Here is a 16,400-nt window from a genome sequence, read left to right on the forward strand (position 1 = left end):
GCGATCAGAACTCGACGCCCGGCTGCCCTTTGATACCCGAGCGGAAAGGATGCTTGATCAATTCCATCTCGGTCACGAGATCGGCAATCTCGATCAGCTCTTCCTTGGCGTTGCGGCCCGTCAAGACGACATGGGTCATGTAAGGCTTTTCGTTCTTGAGGAACTCCAGCACCTCGTTGATGTCGAGGTAATCGTAACGAAGCGCAATATTGATCTCATCCAGCAGCACCATGGAGTTGCGCTCATCGCGGATCAGTTCCTTGGCCTTTTCCCAGGCAGCCGTGGCCGCCGCAACGTCGCGGGCGCGATCCTGCGTCTCCCAGGTAAAGCCTTCACCCATCGTATGGAACTGGCAGAGGTCGGAGAAATGCTTTTCGATCAGGTCGCGCTCGCCGGTCCACATGGCGCCCTTGATGAACTGCACCACCGCGCTCGGCTTTCCATGGGCGATGTGGCGGAAGATCATACCGAAGGCGGAGGAGGATTTTCCCTTGCCCTTACCTGTATGGACAATGATCAAGCCCTTCTCGTCGGTCTTGGTCGCCATGATTTTGTCGCGCGCGGCCTTCTTCTTGGCCATCTTGTCGGCGTGACGGGCATCGTCGTTCTTCGGCACGCCCGCACCGGTTTCGGCCAATTCGTCGCTCATTGCATTCTCCCTGATATTATCGATTTCTGTGCCAGCGGCCCGCCACGCCAGATGTAGAGCGCGACAAGCGGCTGATCTTCCGTGCGCATCGCGTGGCGGATATTCGAGGGGTGATGGATGATCTCACCCGACCAGCGCGGCAGGAACAGTTGGGCATCCTTGCTCCATAGCGAGCCGTCGGTCAGAGGAATATAGATTTCCTCCGCCTCGTGATGATGATCCGGATAGTGCACGCCGGGACCAAGCAAGAGAAAACCGCCGGCCATCTCTTTGGTTGTGAAATGCCCGCGCGTGCCAAAAAGCTCGACCCAGCCGTATCTCTCGAGGAAATCCGCGCCGAAATCGGTGATGCTGTAGGTCTGCGCCCAATGCAGTTCGTCCACGGCTTGAAGGAGCCTGCCGAGCAGCACACCTTCCGCCCCATCGCGAGACCGATCATGTTTTCGAAGATAATCGACGACGGGCAAGTCCTGCGGCACGAGCAAGCGCTTCTTCATCGACCAGTCGAAGCCTTCAATGAAATGCCGTAGCACTGGATCACTGCGCGATTGCAGATAATCCCGAAAGGCGGCCAGAAGCTCGTCGACCGTACTCATGCCGCCGCCTCCTCGCCCTCCTTCAGGCTTTCCAGGTCGAACCGCGCAGAATTGCTCCTCGGCGTCCAGAGTTGGCGATCGATCGCCTCAAGCAGACGTTCTCGCATCTCCCTGAGTGCAGCCGGATTTTTCTCTGCCATGAAATCACGCACGCGCTGATCGATAACGAAGGCCTGATAGACGGCCTCGAAATGATGATTGCGGACCGCACCGGTCGTCGCTGCGAAGGCAAAGAGATAATCTACCGTTGCCGCAATTTCGAAGGCGCCCTTGTAGCCATGGCGCATGATGCCCTCGATCCACTTGGGGTTGACGACGCGCCCGCGCACGACCCGACCGATCTCCTCTTCAAGCGAGCGGATTACAGGCTTTTCCGGCCTCGAATGGTCGTTATGATAGATCGAGGGACGCGCGCCGCCAAGCTGCTCGGCCGCTGCCGCCATACCGCCCTCGAACTGATAGTAATCGTCGCTGTCGAGCAGATCGTGCTCGCGATTGTCCTGGTTCTGCACGACCGCCTGGATCGAACGCAAACGCTCTTCGAAGACGCCCCGCTCCGCCCTGCCCTCCTCGCCGGCGCCATAGGCATAGCTGCCCCAGACGAGATAGGCCTCCGCCAGATCCGCGCGCCGCTCCCAGCCTTTCTCATCGATCAGCGCCTGCAGACCAGCTCCATAAGCGCCGGGTTTCGACCCGAAGATGCGATAGCCCGCCCGACGACTGGCAGACGCGGTGTCCAGCCCGGCCACCTCAAGCCGCGCGATCTCGCCGCGCATGCGCGCCGCAATCGGATTGTCCGTTGCATCCTCATCGAGCATGCCGACCGCGCGGATTGCCCTATCGAACAAGGCGATCTGCTCGGGAAAGGCATCGCGGAAGAAGCCGGAGATGCGCAGCGTGACATCGACACGCGGCCGCCGGAGCATGGCCGGCGGGATGATCTCATAGCCGGTGACGCGGCGCGAGGTCATGTCCCAGACCGGCTTGACGCCAATCAACGCCAGCGCCTGCGCGATATCGTCGCCACCCGTGCGCATGTTCGATGTGCCCCAGGCTGTCAGGCCGAAGGAAACGGGCCATTCGCCATGATCCTGTACATAGCGGCGGATGAGCAATTCGGCCGATTTCTTGCCAAGCTCGTAGGCCGCCGGCGTCGGAACCGCACGGCTATCGACCGAATAGAAATTGCGCCCCGTCGGCAGAACATCCGGCCGGCCACGAGTCGGTGCGCCGGATGGGCCGGGAGGTACGAAACGACCGTCGAGACCTTTGAGCAGAGCCGCGATTTCCGCGTCGCCGCAGGCAAGGATGGACGGCTGGAGCTTCGAGCCAATCTCGCCGAGAACCATGCGAGTGTTGGGCCAGTTCTCCGGGCAGGCCGTTTCGCCATTCACGAGTTCTGCGGCCAGGAGTTCGATGCGCTCGACGGTATCGCCCTGTGTGCGCCAGGAGGCGTCGGAGATGTCTTGGAGAATTGTGGGGCGCGGGCCGGTCCATTCGGCGGCCATGTCACAGTCTAGCGGGTCGAATGGCTTGTTCGGAGGGATACCCCCCTCTGTCAGCTTCGCTGACATCTCCCCCACAAGGGGGGAGATTGATTGGAGTGTGCCGCTTCGTTCTCCCGATTTATTACCAACAGCATCTGCGGATTCGACAGTCACTTGAGGCGATGGGGCAGCACGAGCAACCAATCTCCCCCCTTGTGGGGGAGATGTCGCGAAGGCGACAGAGGGGGGTATCGCACTCCCCACATCCTCGAACGCATCCCGAGCAATCGCCCGCTGCAGACTCTGATCGCCACCCTCGCCCAGCCCGCGCGGCACCCTTGCCAGCGCCACCGTCAAATCCGTCAACAACCGCCCAGCGGGCGAGACGCCGAAAATGTGCAACCCATCGCGGATCTGCATTTCCTTGAGGTCGCAGAGATAGGCATCGAGCTTGCGCAAGGCCTCGTCTTCGCCCTCGCCCTTGGCGATGCCGGCATCCTGATCTAGCCCGATATCGGCGACGAGATCGAGGATCTGTTTACGCAGCAGACGGATGCGGCGGGGATCGCCGCCGGAAGCCTCGTAATATTCGTCGACCAGCGCTTCCAGATCCTTCAGCGGGCCATAGCTTTCGGCACGCGTCAGCGGCGGCGTCAGGTGATCGATGATGACGGCGCTCGTGCGGCGCTTGGCCTGCGTGCCCTCACCAGGATCGTTGACGATGAAGGGATAGAGGTTCGGCAGTGGTCCGAGGATTGCTTCCGGATAGCAATTTTCCGACAGCGCCAGTGCCTTGCCCGGCAGCCATTCGAGATTGCCGTGCTTGCCCATGTGAATGACCGCATGCGCATCGAAAGAGCGGCGCAGGAAGGCATAGAAGGCAAGATAGCCGTGCGGCGGCACGAGATCGGGAGAATGGTAGCTCTCCTTCGGATCGATATTGTAGCCGCGCGCCGGCTGGATACCAACGAGCACATCCCCGAAGCGGGAGAACGGCAGGGCAAAGCCGTCATCCAACGCATAGGGATCGGCCTCAGGCTCCCCCCAGCGCGCGGTAATCTCATCTTGAATCGGTTTGGGAAGCGACGAGAAAAAATGCTTGTAGTCGCTGAAGGAAAGCGTCTCGCCGACCACGCGGCCATCGTACCCCGAATTTGTCGGCCCTTCCGCCAAGTGCCGCATCAGCGCATCACCGTCGGCAGGCAGATCGGCAACGCCGTAACCGGCCGCCCGCATCGCCTTCAGCACTTCGATCGTGCCGGCCGGCGTATCGAGCCCGACACCATTGCCGAGACGTCCATCACGATTGGGATAGTTCGCCATGACAAGCGCAACACGGCGATCGCCGGGCGGCGTATTGCGCAGCCGCGCCCAATTGGCCGCAAGCCGCGCCGTATAGCGCATGCGATCCTGAAGTGGCTCGCTGGCAACGATATTGGCCTCGACCCTTTCATCATAGCGGGCCGCAGCCTTGAAGGACACGGCGCGGGCGAGAACGCGCCCGTCGACCTCGGGGAGCGCCACATTCATGCCGAGATCGCGCGCCGAAAGCCCCTGCGAAGATTCCTCCCACGCCTCCTTCGATGAAGCCGAGAAGATGGCTTGCAGAACAATGGCGTCACCAGTCTCCAGCACTGTTGGCTGCCGATCCGCGCCCGGAGCTGAAACGGCAAAGCCCGTGGCATTGATGACCACGCCCGGTTTCAGCTCGGTAAAGACACTTTCGAGAATACCGACCGACACGGCGTCCTTGAGGCTATAGGCAAAGACCGGCAACGGCCGCATGCCCTCAGCGATAAGCGCCTCCATCATGGCTTCGACAGGTCTGGTTTCACCGCTCTGAACCAACGCCCGATAGAAGGAAATCGCGACGGTCGGAGGTTCGAATCCTGCAGGGATCACCATCTCCGCTTTGGAGACTCTCCGCCACTCTTCGACGCCGATCACGCCCCGCCCCGGCCACCAGATCCCGGCCTTCATCAAGGGTACGGCGGGCATCGGCTTCTCGGCGCCTGAGAGCATCGCCTCGGCATAGGCGAGAAACACCCGCGAATTCGCCTCGCCGCCCTCGATCAGATAGGACCAGAGCGCATTGAGATCATCGAGTGCGACGTTGGAAAATGGCGTTAGCCCGGGATCGGGTTTCGAATCTCCCGGCAGCACCGCGATCAAGGCACCCTGGCGCGCTGCACAGGCATGCAACGCTTCCAGCGCATAGTGGAAGTAGCTTGCTCCTCCGAGCGCCCGCACGATGATGAGCTTCGCATGCCGCGCCGTTCTCTCGATATAGGTATCGACGGACATCGGATGCTTGAGGCTCATCAGGCTTGCAAGCCGAAGGGAACGGCCGCCCTCTCCGTGGGCCGCGGCAATAGCCGCAAGCTCGGTATCGGCAGCCGACAGAAAGAGGATATCGCCGGGCGACTGCCCGAGATCGATCGCCTCCTCTCCGTCGCTGATGGTTCCCTTTTGAGCCAGGAGAAGGTGCATGGATTTCCCTTAGACCAATGCTTCGATCGCCTTGCGAACGATCGTCTCGTCCATCTCGTGCAGGCCGATCACGACAAGCCGGGTCGCGCGGGCTTCACCCGGCGTCCAGGCGCGATCGAAATAGGTGTCGATGCGGCTGCCGACGGCCTGAAGCTGCAGGCGCATGGGCTTGCCGGGGACATCGACGAAGCCCTTGAGGCGCAGCACATCATGCTCCGCAATCACGCCCTTCAGCGCATCGACGAAGGCGGCCGGATCGGCAATCGGGCCGAGTTCGACGACGAAGCTGTCGAACTCGTCATGGTCGTGCGGCGTGCCATCCTCGTGCTCCAGCTCGTGATGAGATTTGCGGTTGACGATATCGTCTTCCGTGCCGATCCCGAGGCCGAGCAGGACAGCGGCCGGTACATCGCCGTTCTTCGCCTCGATGATCGTCGGCTTGCGGGCGGTGCGCGAGGCAACCTCGGCGCGCACGCGGCCGAGTCCGTCGGTGTCGATCAGATCGGTCTTGTTGAGCACGATCAGATCGGCGCAGGTCAGCTGATCCTCAAACAGCTCTTCGATCGGGCTTTCGTGATCGAGCGAGTCATCCTCGACGCGAGCAGCCTCTACGGCGTCGTGATCGTCGGCGAAACGGCCGGCCGCAACAGCCGCGCTGTCGACCACCGTGATGACGCCGTCGACGGTAACGTGCGTACGAATATCAGGCCAGTTGAAGGCAGCGACCAGCGGCTGCGGCAGCGCGAGGCCCGAGGTCTCGATAACGATATGATCCGGGCGCGCATCGCGCTCCAGAAGCTTCGTCATGGTGGGAATGAAATCATCGGCGACAGTGCAGCAGATGCAGCCATTGGTCAGCTCGATGATGTCATCTTCCGTGCAGTTCTCCGCTCCGCAGCCCTTCAGCACATCGCCATCGACGCCAAGATCGCCGAATTCGTTGATGATCAGCGCGATCTTCTTGCCGCCGGCATTCTGCAGGAGGTTGCGGATCATCGTCGTCTTGCCGGCTCCCAGGAAGCCGGTGATGACGGTGGCGGGAATCTTTTCCTGGTTCATATAGATCAGCCCTTCATTTTCAGCGGCAGGCCCGCTGCGATAAAATAAACTTCGGCACTTGCCGCCGCGACCATCTGGTGCAGGCGGCCGGCATGATCGCGAAATTCGCGCGCCATGCGATTTTCCGGCACGATTCCCAGGCCCACCTCGTTGGAAACGAGAACGAGTCTCGATCGTGCAGTCGACAGAAATGCAGTGAGAGCGGCAAATTCTGCCGCCATATCCCGCTCGGCCATCATCAGATTGGTCACCCAGAGCGTCAGGCAGTCGATAAGCACCGCCCGCCCCTCCGCGTCGATAGCGGCAAGCTGTCCGACGAGATCCATCGGCTCCTCATGCGTCTGCCATAGATCGCCGCGATCGGCACGATGCTTGGCGATGCGCTCGCGCATCTCGTCATCCCACGCCTGCCCTGTCGCCACATAGTGACGTTCAAGACCAGTGTCCGAAACCAGAGATTCGGCAAACCTGGATTTGCCGGAACGCGCGCCGCCAAGGACGAAGATCGCTTGGGAAATCGAAGACGACATGCGTTATGCCCGCTCTCGAGCAAAAGCGAGGGTCGGCAGCACGTCGCTGGAACCGGGAAACAGGCGCCTACACGCCGAAAACTCGTCTTGCGCCATGACAACCTCCGTGCTGGCAGCGGAACTCGCGTCCCAAAACAGGCTCTGCGCCCGGCACGCATGGCAGGTCTCCTGGCTCGCGGATGAGGCGCCGCGACGGGGGCGGACCGAAACCGGTCGCCCCCGATCGTGCACCAGCGGATCTTTCTCACCTTCCCGGCAATGCATCATGAAAAGGCGGACGATTCGTAGAATAAGAGGCGTCCAGCCCCGGTTAATCATGATGCCACACCAGTGGCTTTTTCGATTTGCGCCTGCCCCGCCCCGTTCGCCCCATGCGAACCATCGACGAAATAGACTTCAAACCGAACGAAAGACCCTGACCGCTCTACAGTCGCGGGGTCGGCTGTGATGAGAACGCCCGGATTGGGTCCGCCCCTTCACATTCCCTTTTCATCCCATGCGGCAGATCGCCGCTCAGGAACCATTCGTTATGCCGCAATGATTAGGCTTTCACTGAGTTCAAGTCAATCAAGGGCATGGATGCGACCTGCGCCATCCTGATTGCGAATTCGGTTGAAAATTCCCATAAAACCAGCGGCTTTTTTGCCGTATTTCTTTGATGTTAGGAGTTTATAGAGGGTAAGCCCTCACATTCGAGCAAAACGTATCGTCCGCTTCCAATGCTGCAGAAATTCCAACCGCGACGTCTCGGCGTCTTCTCGGTCCTATTCGATCTCGGTCGCTTCAGGGCATTGCTGCGCCGTGGCGAGCTGGGACTTGTTTTTGCCGGCGCGCTGGTGGGAATAGCGTCCGGCTGTGCCGTCACCGCGATGAGCTATATCTCGCGCAAGCTTCACAGCGTCATCTACGGTATAACCGACTACGAACGCTTGAGTTCGGCGGCAATGGCGATTCCCGACAAATCGGTGTTGTTCATCGCGCCGATCGCCGGCGGCATCATTCTCGGCATATTGCTCTACATATTGTCGCGCACGCGCAAGAAGCCGATGGTCGACCCGATCGAAGCCAATGCGCTGCATGGCGGCCGCATGTCGCTGACCGACAGCATCATCGTCGCCGTGCAGAACCTGATCTCGAATGGATTCGGCGCGTCTGTCGGGCTTGAAGCAGGTTACACGCAGCTCGCCGCGGGCATTGCGTCCAAATTCGGCTATAAGATGCAGATGCGCCGCGCGGACCTGCGCATGCTCGTCGGCTGCGGTGCTGCGGGTGCTATTGCCGCAGCATTCAATGCGCCGCTCACCGGTGCCTTCTATGCCTTTGAGCTCATCATCGGCAGCTATTCGATCCTGACGCTAACCCCTGTCGTCGTCTCGGCACTGATATCGACGATGATTGCAAGACTGCTTGCCGGCGATGACTTCGCCATCGATATCGATCATTTCGGGGCGATCGTTCCGGCAGATTATCTTCCAGCTATCCTGCTTGGTGCCTTCTGCGCCGGTATCGGCATCCTGATCATGCAAGGCGTCGCATGGGTCGAGGAACTGGCGCGCAAAAGTTCCATCGCGCCGCCTTTCCGGCCCGCGCTCGGCGGGCTGGTCGTCGGAACACTGGCGCTGATTTCGCCGCAGGTCCTGTCTGCCGGCCATGGCGCGCTGCATCTCAATCTGTCTACGGACGTGACGCTGGGCGCCTTGCTGGGTCTATTCCTGCTGAAATCGCTCGCCTCCGCAATATCGATCGGCTCCGGCTTCAGAGGCGGCCTCTTCTTCGCTTCGCTGTTCATGGGCGCGCTGCTCGGCAAGATCTTCGCCTATTGTGCACCCTATTTCGATCATGCCACGCTGACGCCGGTCGTCTATGCCGTCGTCGGCATGAGCTCGCTGGCCGTTGCCATCATCGGCGGCCCGCTGACCATGACCTTCCTGGCGCTTGAAATCACCGGGGACTTTCCGATCACTGCCCTGGTGCTGGCCGCCGTCATCACCTCATCGCTGGTGGTGCGCACGACCTTCGGCTACTCCTTCGCCACATGGCGCTTCCATTTGCGCGGCGAGAGCATCCGCAGCGCCCACGATGTCGGCTGGATCCGCAATCTCACTGTCGCCCGCATGATGCGCCCCGACGTGCACACGGGCAGCATCGACATGAGCATCGAGGAATTCCGCAAGAATTTTCCGATCGGCTCGGCGCAGCGCGTCATCCTGATCGACAAGAACGAGAAATATTCCGGAATGGTTCTCGTGCCCGACGTCTATGCGAGCCCGATCGAAAAAGACGACGAGGAGCACGGCCTTTCCGATTTCATCCGGCTGCGTAACGAATTCCTGCAGCCGCAGATGAACGCCAAGCAGGCAGCCGCCATGTTCGAGCAGACGAAGAGCGAAGCGCTCGTCGTGGTCAACGACCTGATCGAGCGCAAGGTCATCGGTCTGCTGACGGAGAGCTATACGCTGCGCCGCTACAGCGAAGAACTCGACCGCCGGCGGCGGGAAGTGTCGGGGGAACTTTAGGCGACCAGACCGTCGAGCCAGGCGGGATCGAGTACACTTTCCAGCTCTGCCGCAACCTCGTCCAGCGCCGCATCGACGCTGGCACGATAGTTCATGCGCTCGCCGGAAAGGCCGAAGCTTGCCAGCAGCTTCGCCCGGTAAGCATCGCTGCCGAAGAGCCCATGCAGATATGTGCCCATAACACGGCCATCCGGCGATATGGCTCCATCGGGCCGCCCATCGATCATGGTCGATGGCCGCTCGCAGTCCGGACCCCGCGTGACGCCAAGATGGATTTCATAGCCCGATAGCGGCACATCATATTCCTTGGAAACGGCAGTGCTATTCCGTACCGTCTTTTCCGGAGCCATTTCCGTCTCGATATCCAAAAGACCCAATCCGGGCGTCTCGGTCACCGATCCCTCGATACCGAGCGGATCGTAAACGGTATGGCCGAGCATCTGATAGCCGCCGCAAATGCCGATGACGCGACCGCCGCGGCGCACATGGGCAGCAATATCGCGATCCCACCCATGCTCACGCAGATCGAGAAGGTCACCGATCGTAGACTTCGAGCCAGGTAGCACCACAAGCCCTGCATCGGCGGGCAAACGCTCTCCAGCGCGAACGAAAACCAGATCGACATCGGGCTCGGCTCGCAGCGGGTCAAGATCGTCGAAATTGGCAATCCGCGACAGCACCGGCACGGCGACCTTGAGCGCGCCGGACGAGCCACGAGCAAGCCGCTCCAGCACAACGGAATCCTCCGCCGGCAGACGCGCCGCCGCCTTCAGCCACGGCACGACGCCATGGCATTGCCAGCCAGTGAAGCCGCCGATGGCCTCTATGCCCTCACCGAACAAGGAGACATCGCCACGGAACTTGTTGATCAGATAGCCACGGATCATTCGCCGGTCTTCCTCCGGCAATATATGATACGTGCCGACCAGTGACGCGATTACGCCGCCGCGGTCTATGTCACCGACCAGCACGACGGGGACATTGGCGCGTGTCGCAAAGCCCATATTGGCGATATCGCCGCGTCGAAGATTGATCTCGGCAGGCGAACCAGCTCCCTCGACGACAACGAGATCGGTTCCTGCCCGCATCGTGGCGAAGCTTTCGAGTACGGCACCAAGCAGCTGCGGCTTCAGCGCCTGATAGTCCCTGCCCTTGGCATGGCCCCAGACCTTGCCCTGTACGATGATCTGGCTGCCGGTTTCCGATTGCGGCTTCAACAGCACCGGATTCATGTGAACCGATGATGGCACCCGCGCCGCAAGCGACTGCAGCCATTGGGCGCGCCCGATCTCGCCGCCATCCTCCGCAACGGCGGCATTGTTGGACATATTCTGCGGCTTGAACGGGCGCACCCTCACGCCTCTGTTTGCGAACAGCCGGCATAGTCCTGCGACTAATACCGTTTTTCCGACATCGGAGCCGGTTCCCTGCAGCATGATCGCTCTTGTCATTCCCCACCACCTCGATGCGCCACAGCCACTGAAAACGCTAGATTCCGCCTTGATTCTGCCGTGATCCCGGGCCTCCGGAAAGAGCGAGCACGATACAAAAATGCACCACCCTCAAACATGCTCTGTTTGCGACATTGGATGACGATTTCATCCATTGTGAGTTACGCGGAAGAGGATTATCTCCATCGCGAAAACAAACAACGAAACCGGCCGGTCCGGGTCGGAGGATACCCCAATGCTCTTCATCTTCAACAGACAGAATTCCATCCAGATCGCCTGGAATGGCAAGCTTCCGGTTCGCCGCCCGGAGAGCCGCCTGCAGCAGCTCGATACGCGCTTCGGTACGGTTGGCTTCATCCGCACCTATAATGTTGGCTAATAGCGCGTCAAGCCGCTAGCCGACACATGAGAAGCCGCCATGCGATAGCATCGGCGGCTTTATTTTTGATCGTTATCGAGATGGAACGGGTGCCGCTTCGGGCAGATCAAACTGCCTCGTAAAGGCACCCTCTCAAGCGCGAAAACCGCGCGATCCGGAGATCGACGCGGTTTGCCAAAAAACGCCGGCTTCCCTGCACATACACCGCAAGGTTCGCTTTCCCCGGTACGCAATACCTGATCCAGGGAAGCAGCGGTATGTCCCCCGCCACGCATCGATTGATAAACGGACATCGTTACTGGAGGGTTATTAAGTGCTTAAATTAGAGTGAATCTGAAAATTTTTTGAAAATTTTCCTCTTTGCGTTGAGAAAGCGTAAACGGCGCAAATAAGATATAAAACGTCTTCCAGGGACGCGAGATTTAAGCGCCATTCAAATCCGTCTGAGCAACAGAGCTTTGAGGAAGCCATGTAATGGACGTTTTGCAGCCACGAATGGCAGAAAACAGGCTAATTCAGGCGCTTATTTAAGAGGCACGATAACGTCCATTACCCGATGGGCTGTTGATTTCTTCATCCAAATCCTTACGCTGATTGATGTCGATGCAAAGAATGCCCGGCCGCGACAGAATTCGGCGGTCGCAAAAAGACCAAATGCACGACAGCAGCAAAGGGGACCGTACGGGCGTCGTCAGCGGCGTATGAACGGTTGCAATCAGACCGCGCTGACAGGGGATCGACAGAAATCGAACGCGTTGGAGTCGATTTCCGCAACGTAACGAAAAATTGGGAGACGATATCAATGAAGAAGCTTCTCGCTTCAGCCATTTTTGCATTCGGCGCCTATGCTTTGGCTGGCTCGGCGCAGGCCGCAGATTGCGGCAGCGTATCCATCGCTGAAATGAACTGGGCATCCGCAGGCGTTGCCGCGCAGGTCGACAAGATCATCCTGCAGAACGGTTACGGCTGCAATGTCACCCTGGTAACCGGCGATACACAGCCGACCTTTACCTCCATGAACGAAAAAGGTCAGCCTGACGTCGCACCCGAGCTTTGGGTGAATGCCGTGCGCACCGCGCTCGACAAGGCCGTATCGGAAGGCCGTCTGATCGTGGCTGCACCGCTTTTGAGCGATGGCGGCGTCGAAGGCTGGTGGATTCCGAAGTTCGTCGCCGACGCGCATCCCGACATTAAGACCGTTCAGGACGCGCTGAAGCATCCTGAACTTTTCCCGGCCCCGGAAGATCCATCCAAGGGCGCCGTCTATGACTGCCCGGCAGGCTGGAACTGCCAGATCTCCACGACCAACCTTTACAAGGCTCTCGGCGCCGACAAGCTTGGCTTTACTCTCGTCGACACCGGCTCGGCCGCAGGTTTGGACGGTTCGATCGCCAACGCCTTCGAAAAGAAGACCGGCTGGCTCGGTTACTACTGGGCGCCGACCGCGATCCTCGGCAAGTACGACATGGTTCGTCTGAGCTTCAACGTGCCGCATGACAAGAAGGAATGGGATGCCTGCACGTCGCAACAGGACTGCGCCAATCCGAAGGTGAACTCCTATCCGGTTTCGGATGTCTACACCGTCGTCACCAAGGACTTTGCGGCCAAGGCCGGCATTGCCATGGACTATATGAAGACCCGCAAATGGGATAATGCCACGGTTGGCAAGGTTCTCGCCTGGATGACCGACAATCAGGGCACGAACGAGGACGGCGCCAAGTACTTCCTCAAGACCTACCCCGATATGTGGACCAAGTGGGTTGCCCCGGACGTTGCCACCAAGATCAAGGCTTCGCTCTAATCCATGCTGCGGAATCGGCGGCGGCCTTGTGCCTGCCGCCGATTTTACATTCGCACAGTGCAACCCGAATGACCCTCATACCGACAGAGTGACATGGCGCAAGGTCGCAACGAGTGCAGATTGATGGTGGCGAATATAGTAAGAATGCAGGGGCAGCCTGAAGAACCGGTCGCAGCGCTGCAAGCCATCCACGCGTGAAGGCCACACGCGTGGAGCGGGACAAAACCGGACTAAGAAGGGGAAATACATGGCTATCCAGTGTACGATCCTGCCGAATGTGCTCTGCAACTTTCCGGCAATAGACGAGTCAATCATCCGTCTCGCACGCAAGAATATCGATGACGGCTTCAGGGCGTCCGTACGCGCCTACGGCACGCTCATCGACGCCATCGTGCAGCCGCTGCAATGGTTTCTGAACTATCTCGAATGGGCTTTCACCAACACGCCCTGGTTCATCGTGCTCATCGTGATGATGCTCGTGGTCTATGCGGCAAGCCGCAACCTTAGAATCGTTGCCGGCACAGCGATCTCCATGATCCTCATCGGTGTCTTCGGCCTCTGGACCGACACGATGGTCACGCTTGCCATGGTCACCGTCTGTACGCTCATCGCCATAGTCATCGGCCTGCCGATCGGCATCCTGATGGCGCGTTCGGATCGCCTGCAGTCGATCGTCAATCCAATCCTCGACGTCATGCAGACCATGCCGAGCTTCGTCTATCTCATTCCTGTCGTCGTCATCTTCGGCATCGGCAAGGTGCCGGGCCTCATCGCCGTCGTCATCTATGCCGTGCCGCCCATGATCCGCCTGACCAATCTCGGCATCCGCCTCGTGGACAAGGAGGTGCTGGAAGCCGCCGACGCCTTCGGGTCGTCGCATCGCCAGAAGCTGTTCAACGTGCAGATCCCACTCGCGCTGCCCACCATCATGGCCGGTATCAACCAGACCATCATGATGTCGCTGGCCATGGTCGTCGTCGCCTCCATGGTTGGGGTCGGCGGTCTCGGCAAGAACACGCTGCAGGCGATCAACAATCAGTTCTTCACCGTCGGCTTCCTCAACGGTTTCGCGCTGGTCGCCATTGCCATCATTTTCGACCGTACGAGCCAGGCCTATGGCAGAAGGCTCCAGAAGCACTCGGAGGTCATTCATGGCTAGTCACGCGATCCAGATCAAAAGCCTCTATAAGATTTTCGGTCCTCGCGGACGCGATTATATCGATCAGGTCAAGAACGGCTTGGGCAAGGCCGAGCTCAATGAAACGCATGGCCATGTGCTCGGCCTGCAGGATATCAACATCGACATGCCGGCCGGCGCCATCACCGTCGTCATGGGCCTGTCCGGCTCGGGCAAGTCGACGCTGATCCGCCATATCAACCGGCTGATCGAGCCGACGGTCGGCGAAGTGCTCTATGACGGCGTTGACGTCTGCAAGATGAGCGAAAACGACCTGCGCGAATTCCGCCGCCACAAAACGGCGATGGTGTTCCAGAAATTCGCGCTGCTGCCGCACCGCACCGTCATCGAGAACACGGTCTACGGCCTGGACATTCAGGGCGTGCCGCGCTCCGAGAGCGAGAAGAAAGGCCAGTACTGGATCGAGCGCGTCGGGCTCAAGGGCTTCGAAAGGCACTTTCCGAACCAGCTTTCCGGCGGCATGCAGCAGCGCGTCGGACTTGCCCGCGCACTGACGAACGATGCCGATATCCTTCTGATGGACGAAGCTTATTCGGCGCTCGATCCGTTGATCCGCGTGGATATGCAGACCGTCCTCCTCGATCTGCAGAAGGAGCTGAAGAAGACCGTCGTCTTCATTACCCACGATCTCGATGAGGCGCTGCGCCTTGGCGACAAGATCGCGATCCTGCGCGACGGCAAGGTCGTGCAGCAGGGCACTGGTCAGGAGATCGTGCTGCAGCCGGCCGACGACTATATCACAGCCTTCGTGAAGGAGGTGAACCGCGGTCGCGTCATCCAAGCCCAGACCATCATGAAGCCGCTTGCCGGCGAGCCGGGCGGCGCACGTGTACCCGGCGACATGACACTGGAAGTCGCCGCCAAGCAGATCACCGAGGCGGGCCAAACCGGGGCCATCGTCATGGATGCGGGCGGCAAGCCTATCGGCACGATCGATCTGCAAAGCATCATCGCCGCCATGGTCACGCCGACATCGCACGAGACGGCAGAGATGGCGGCAGCCTAGCGGCTGATCTTCATCCCAAACGATAGAGCGCCCTCACCGGGGCGCTTTTTTCTGCCGCCATGGCCGTGTCGACATATGGGTAGCCATCTTGTCGTTGTGTTCACATAAAGAAATGTTTATATCTGCATTTGATATCCGAACATCCGACGTATCCGAGGACGCACTATGACCGTCGCCACCAATCCGCTGACCGATCTTCTCGCCGAAAAGGGCGTACTGCTTGCCGACGGCGCAACCGGCACCAACCTCTTTGCCATGGGCTTGGAGGCGGGTGAAGCGCCCGAGCTCTGGAACGAACAGCATCCGGACAGGATCACGAAGCTGCATCAGGATTTCGTCGATGCCGGCGCCGATATCATCCTCACCAATACCTTCGGCGGCACCCGTCATCGCCTCAAGCTTCACCATGCGCAAGATCGGGTGCATAGTCTCAACAAGACGGCAGCCGAGATCGCCCGGGCCGTTGCCGACAAGGCCGGCCGTAAGGTCATCGTCGGCGGCTCCGTCGGGCCGACCGGCGAGTTGCTCATGCCGCTCGGCGCCCTGACCTATGAAGATGCCGTCGCCGCCTTCGTCGAGCAGATCGAGGGCCTGCAGGCCGGCGGCGCCGATATCGCCTGGATCGAAACCATGTCGTCGCCGGAAGAAATCCGAGCCGCAGCCGAAGCCGCAGCCAAGGTCGGCCTATCTTACACCTATACAGGCTCGTTCGACACTGCCGGCAAAACGATGATGGGTCTGCATCCCAAGGACATTCACGCTGTCGCGACCGATATCGGCGCAGGCCCGCTCGCGGTCGGCGCCAATTGCGGCGTCGGCGCTTCCGACATCCTCTCCAGCCTTCTCGACATGACCGAAGCGGATGCTTCCGCGATCGTCATCGTCAAGGGCAATTGCGGCATTCCCGAATATCGTGGTGCCGAAATCCATTATTCCGGCACGCCGCCGCTGATGGCCGATTATGCCCGCCTTGCCCGCGATGCCGGCGCCAAGATCATCGGCGGCTGCTGCGGCACCTCCTGCGGCCATCTCGCCGCCATGCGGGAGGCGCTGGACAGCTACGTAGCCGGGCCTCGCCCGACGCTGGAGACGATCATCGAACGGATCGGTCCCCTGCGCAACAAGACCGCCAACGAAGGCGGCGCGGCCCCGGCTCGCGAACGTCGTCGACGATCCTAAGGAAAAAGAAAGCCCGGTTGCCGGGCTTTCTTTTATCATTCAAGTGCTTCCACAGGGAT

General features: G+C 60.1%; 12 protein-coding genes and 1 riboswitch. Of the genes, 6 read left to right on the forward strand and 6 right to left on the reverse strand.

Annotated features, from left to right (window positions below):
• Positions 1–4: 4 nt before the first annotated feature.
• From cobO to cobU, 5 genes are read right to left on the reverse strand one after another with little or no spacing between them, the layout of a single operon-like run.
• On the reverse strand, positions 5–649 hold the full coding sequence (gene cobO, locus AC13RC_RS11015) for a cob(I)yrinic acid a,c-diamide adenosyltransferase (protein ID WP_113333029.1): 645 nt from the start codon (positions 647–649) through the stop codon (positions 5–7).
• A complete protein-coding gene (locus AC13RC_RS11020; RefSeq protein WP_488557153.1) occupies positions 646–1,245 on the reverse strand; it encodes a dimethylsulfonioproprionate lyase family protein in 600 nt (199 codons plus the stop codon). The genes cobO and AC13RC_RS11020 overlap by 4 nt, the downstream gene beginning before the upstream one ends.
• Entirely contained in the window at positions 1,242–5,222 is a 3,981-nt protein-coding gene (gene cobN, locus AC13RC_RS11025; protein ID WP_488557154.1) for a cobaltochelatase subunit CobN, read from the reverse strand. Before cobN ends, AC13RC_RS11020 begins: the two co-directional genes overlap by 4 nt.
• Before the next feature lie 9 nt (positions 5,223–5,231).
• Positions 5,232–6,281 (reverse strand): cobalamin biosynthesis protein CobW, encoded by a 1,050-nt coding sequence (gene cobW / locus AC13RC_RS11030; protein WP_488557155.1) that lies wholly within the window; start codon positions 6,279–6,281, stop codon positions 5,232–5,234.
• Positions 6,282–6,286: 5 nt separating this feature from the next.
• Positions 6,287–6,811, reverse strand: a complete 525-nt coding sequence (gene cobU, locus AC13RC_RS11035) for a bifunctional adenosylcobinamide kinase/adenosylcobinamide-phosphate guanylyltransferase (protein ID WP_145317049.1) — start codon at positions 6,809–6,811, stop codon at positions 6,287–6,289.
• A gap of 141 nt (positions 6,812–6,952) precedes the next feature.
• A riboswitch (cobalamin riboswitch) is annotated at positions 6,953–7,351 on the reverse strand.
• 179 nt (positions 7,352–7,530) lie between these two features.
• Between cobU and AC13RC_RS11040 the strand changes: the two genes are divergently transcribed.
• Entirely contained in the window at positions 7,531–9,327 is a 1,797-nt protein-coding gene (locus tag AC13RC_RS11040; RefSeq protein ID WP_113354551.1) for a chloride channel protein, read from the forward strand.
• On the opposite strand, the gene AC13RC_RS11045 is transcribed toward AC13RC_RS11040, so the two are convergent.
• A complete protein-coding gene (locus tag AC13RC_RS11045; protein ID WP_145317045.1) occupies positions 9,324–10,778 on the reverse strand; it encodes a cobyric acid synthase in 1,455 nt (484 codons plus the stop codon). The genes AC13RC_RS11040 and AC13RC_RS11045 overlap by 4 nt on opposite strands.
• Before the next feature lie 235 nt (positions 10,779–11,013).
• Between AC13RC_RS11045 and AC13RC_RS11050 the strand changes: the two genes are divergently transcribed.
• The 5 genes from AC13RC_RS11050 to bmt all read left to right on the forward strand — a co-directional run bounded on the left by AC13RC_RS11050 (position 11,014) and on the right by bmt (position 16,341).
• A complete protein-coding gene (locus tag AC13RC_RS11050) occupies positions 11,014–11,157 on the forward strand; it encodes a hypothetical protein (RefSeq protein ID WP_173002442.1) in 144 nt (47 codons plus the stop codon).
• Between the two features lie 802 nt (positions 11,158–11,959).
• Positions 11,960–12,958 carry an ABC transporter substrate-binding protein gene (locus AC13RC_RS11055; protein ID WP_069613157.1) on the forward strand — a complete coding sequence of 333 codons (999 nt, stop codon included), beginning with the start codon at positions 11,960–11,962 and terminating at the stop codon, positions 12,956–12,958.
• A gap of 247 nt (positions 12,959–13,205) precedes the next feature.
• Positions 13,206–14,117 (forward strand): ABC transporter permease, encoded by a 912-nt coding sequence (locus AC13RC_RS11060; protein WP_113333022.1) that lies wholly within the window; start codon positions 13,206–13,208, stop codon positions 14,115–14,117.
• Positions 14,110–15,162 (forward strand): quaternary amine ABC transporter ATP-binding protein, encoded by a 1,053-nt coding sequence (locus AC13RC_RS11065; RefSeq protein ID WP_113333021.1) that lies wholly within the window; start codon positions 14,110–14,112, stop codon positions 15,160–15,162. Before AC13RC_RS11060 ends, AC13RC_RS11065 begins: the two co-directional genes overlap by 8 nt.
• A gap of 165 nt (positions 15,163–15,327) precedes the next feature.
• A complete protein-coding gene (bmt, locus tag AC13RC_RS11070) occupies positions 15,328–16,341 on the forward strand; it encodes a betaine--homocysteine S-methyltransferase (protein ID WP_488557156.1) in 1,014 nt (337 codons plus the stop codon).
• Positions 16,342–16,400: the final 59 nt, after the last annotated feature.

It is taken from the genome of Martinezella sp. CNPSo 3890 (assembly GCF_057784455.1).

What these genes read in the sequence shown, in the direction of transcription:
- cobO (WP_113333029.1), bottom strand. Translation starts at nt 649, where the DNA reads ATGAGCGACGAATTGGCCGAAACCGGTGCGGGCGTGCCGAAGAACGAC.
- AC13RC_RS11040 (WP_113354551.1), top strand. Translation starts at nt 7,531, where the DNA reads ATGCTGCAGAAATTCCAACCGCGACGTCTCGGCGTCTTCTCGGTCCTA.
- AC13RC_RS11060 (WP_113333022.1), top strand. Translation starts at nt 13,206, where the DNA reads ATGGCTATCCAGTGTACGATCCTGCCGAATGTGCTCTGCAACTTTCCG.
- cobU (WP_145317049.1), bottom strand. Translation starts at nt 6,811, where the DNA reads ATGTCGTCTTCGATTTCCCAAGCGATCTTCGTCCTTGGCGGCGCGCGT.
- cobN (WP_488557154.1), bottom strand. Translation starts at nt 5,222, where the DNA reads ATGCACCTTCTCCTGGCTCAAAAGGGAACCATCAGCGACGGAGAGGAG.
- AC13RC_RS11050 (WP_173002442.1), top strand. Translation starts at nt 11,014, where the DNA reads ATGCTCTTCATCTTCAACAGACAGAATTCCATCCAGATCGCCTGGAAT.
- AC13RC_RS11045 (WP_145317045.1), bottom strand. Translation starts at nt 10,778, where the DNA reads ATGACAAGAGCGATCATGCTGCAGGGAACCGGCTCCGATGTCGGAAAA.
- cobW (WP_488557155.1), bottom strand. Translation starts at nt 6,281, where the DNA reads ATGAACCAGGAAAAGATTCCCGCCACCGTCATCACCGGCTTCCTGGGA.
- AC13RC_RS11020 (WP_488557153.1), bottom strand. Translation starts at nt 1,245, where the DNA reads ATGAGTACGGTCGACGAGCTTCTGGCCGCCTTTCGGGATTATCTGCAA.
- AC13RC_RS11055 (WP_069613157.1), top strand. Translation starts at nt 11,960, where the DNA reads ATGAAGAAGCTTCTCGCTTCAGCCATTTTTGCATTCGGCGCCTATGCT.
- bmt (WP_488557156.1), top strand. Translation starts at nt 15,328, where the DNA reads ATGACCGTCGCCACCAATCCGCTGACCGATCTTCTCGCCGAAAAGGGC.
- AC13RC_RS11065 (WP_113333021.1), top strand. Translation starts at nt 14,110, where the DNA reads ATGGCTAGTCACGCGATCCAGATCAAAAGCCTCTATAAGATTTTCGGT.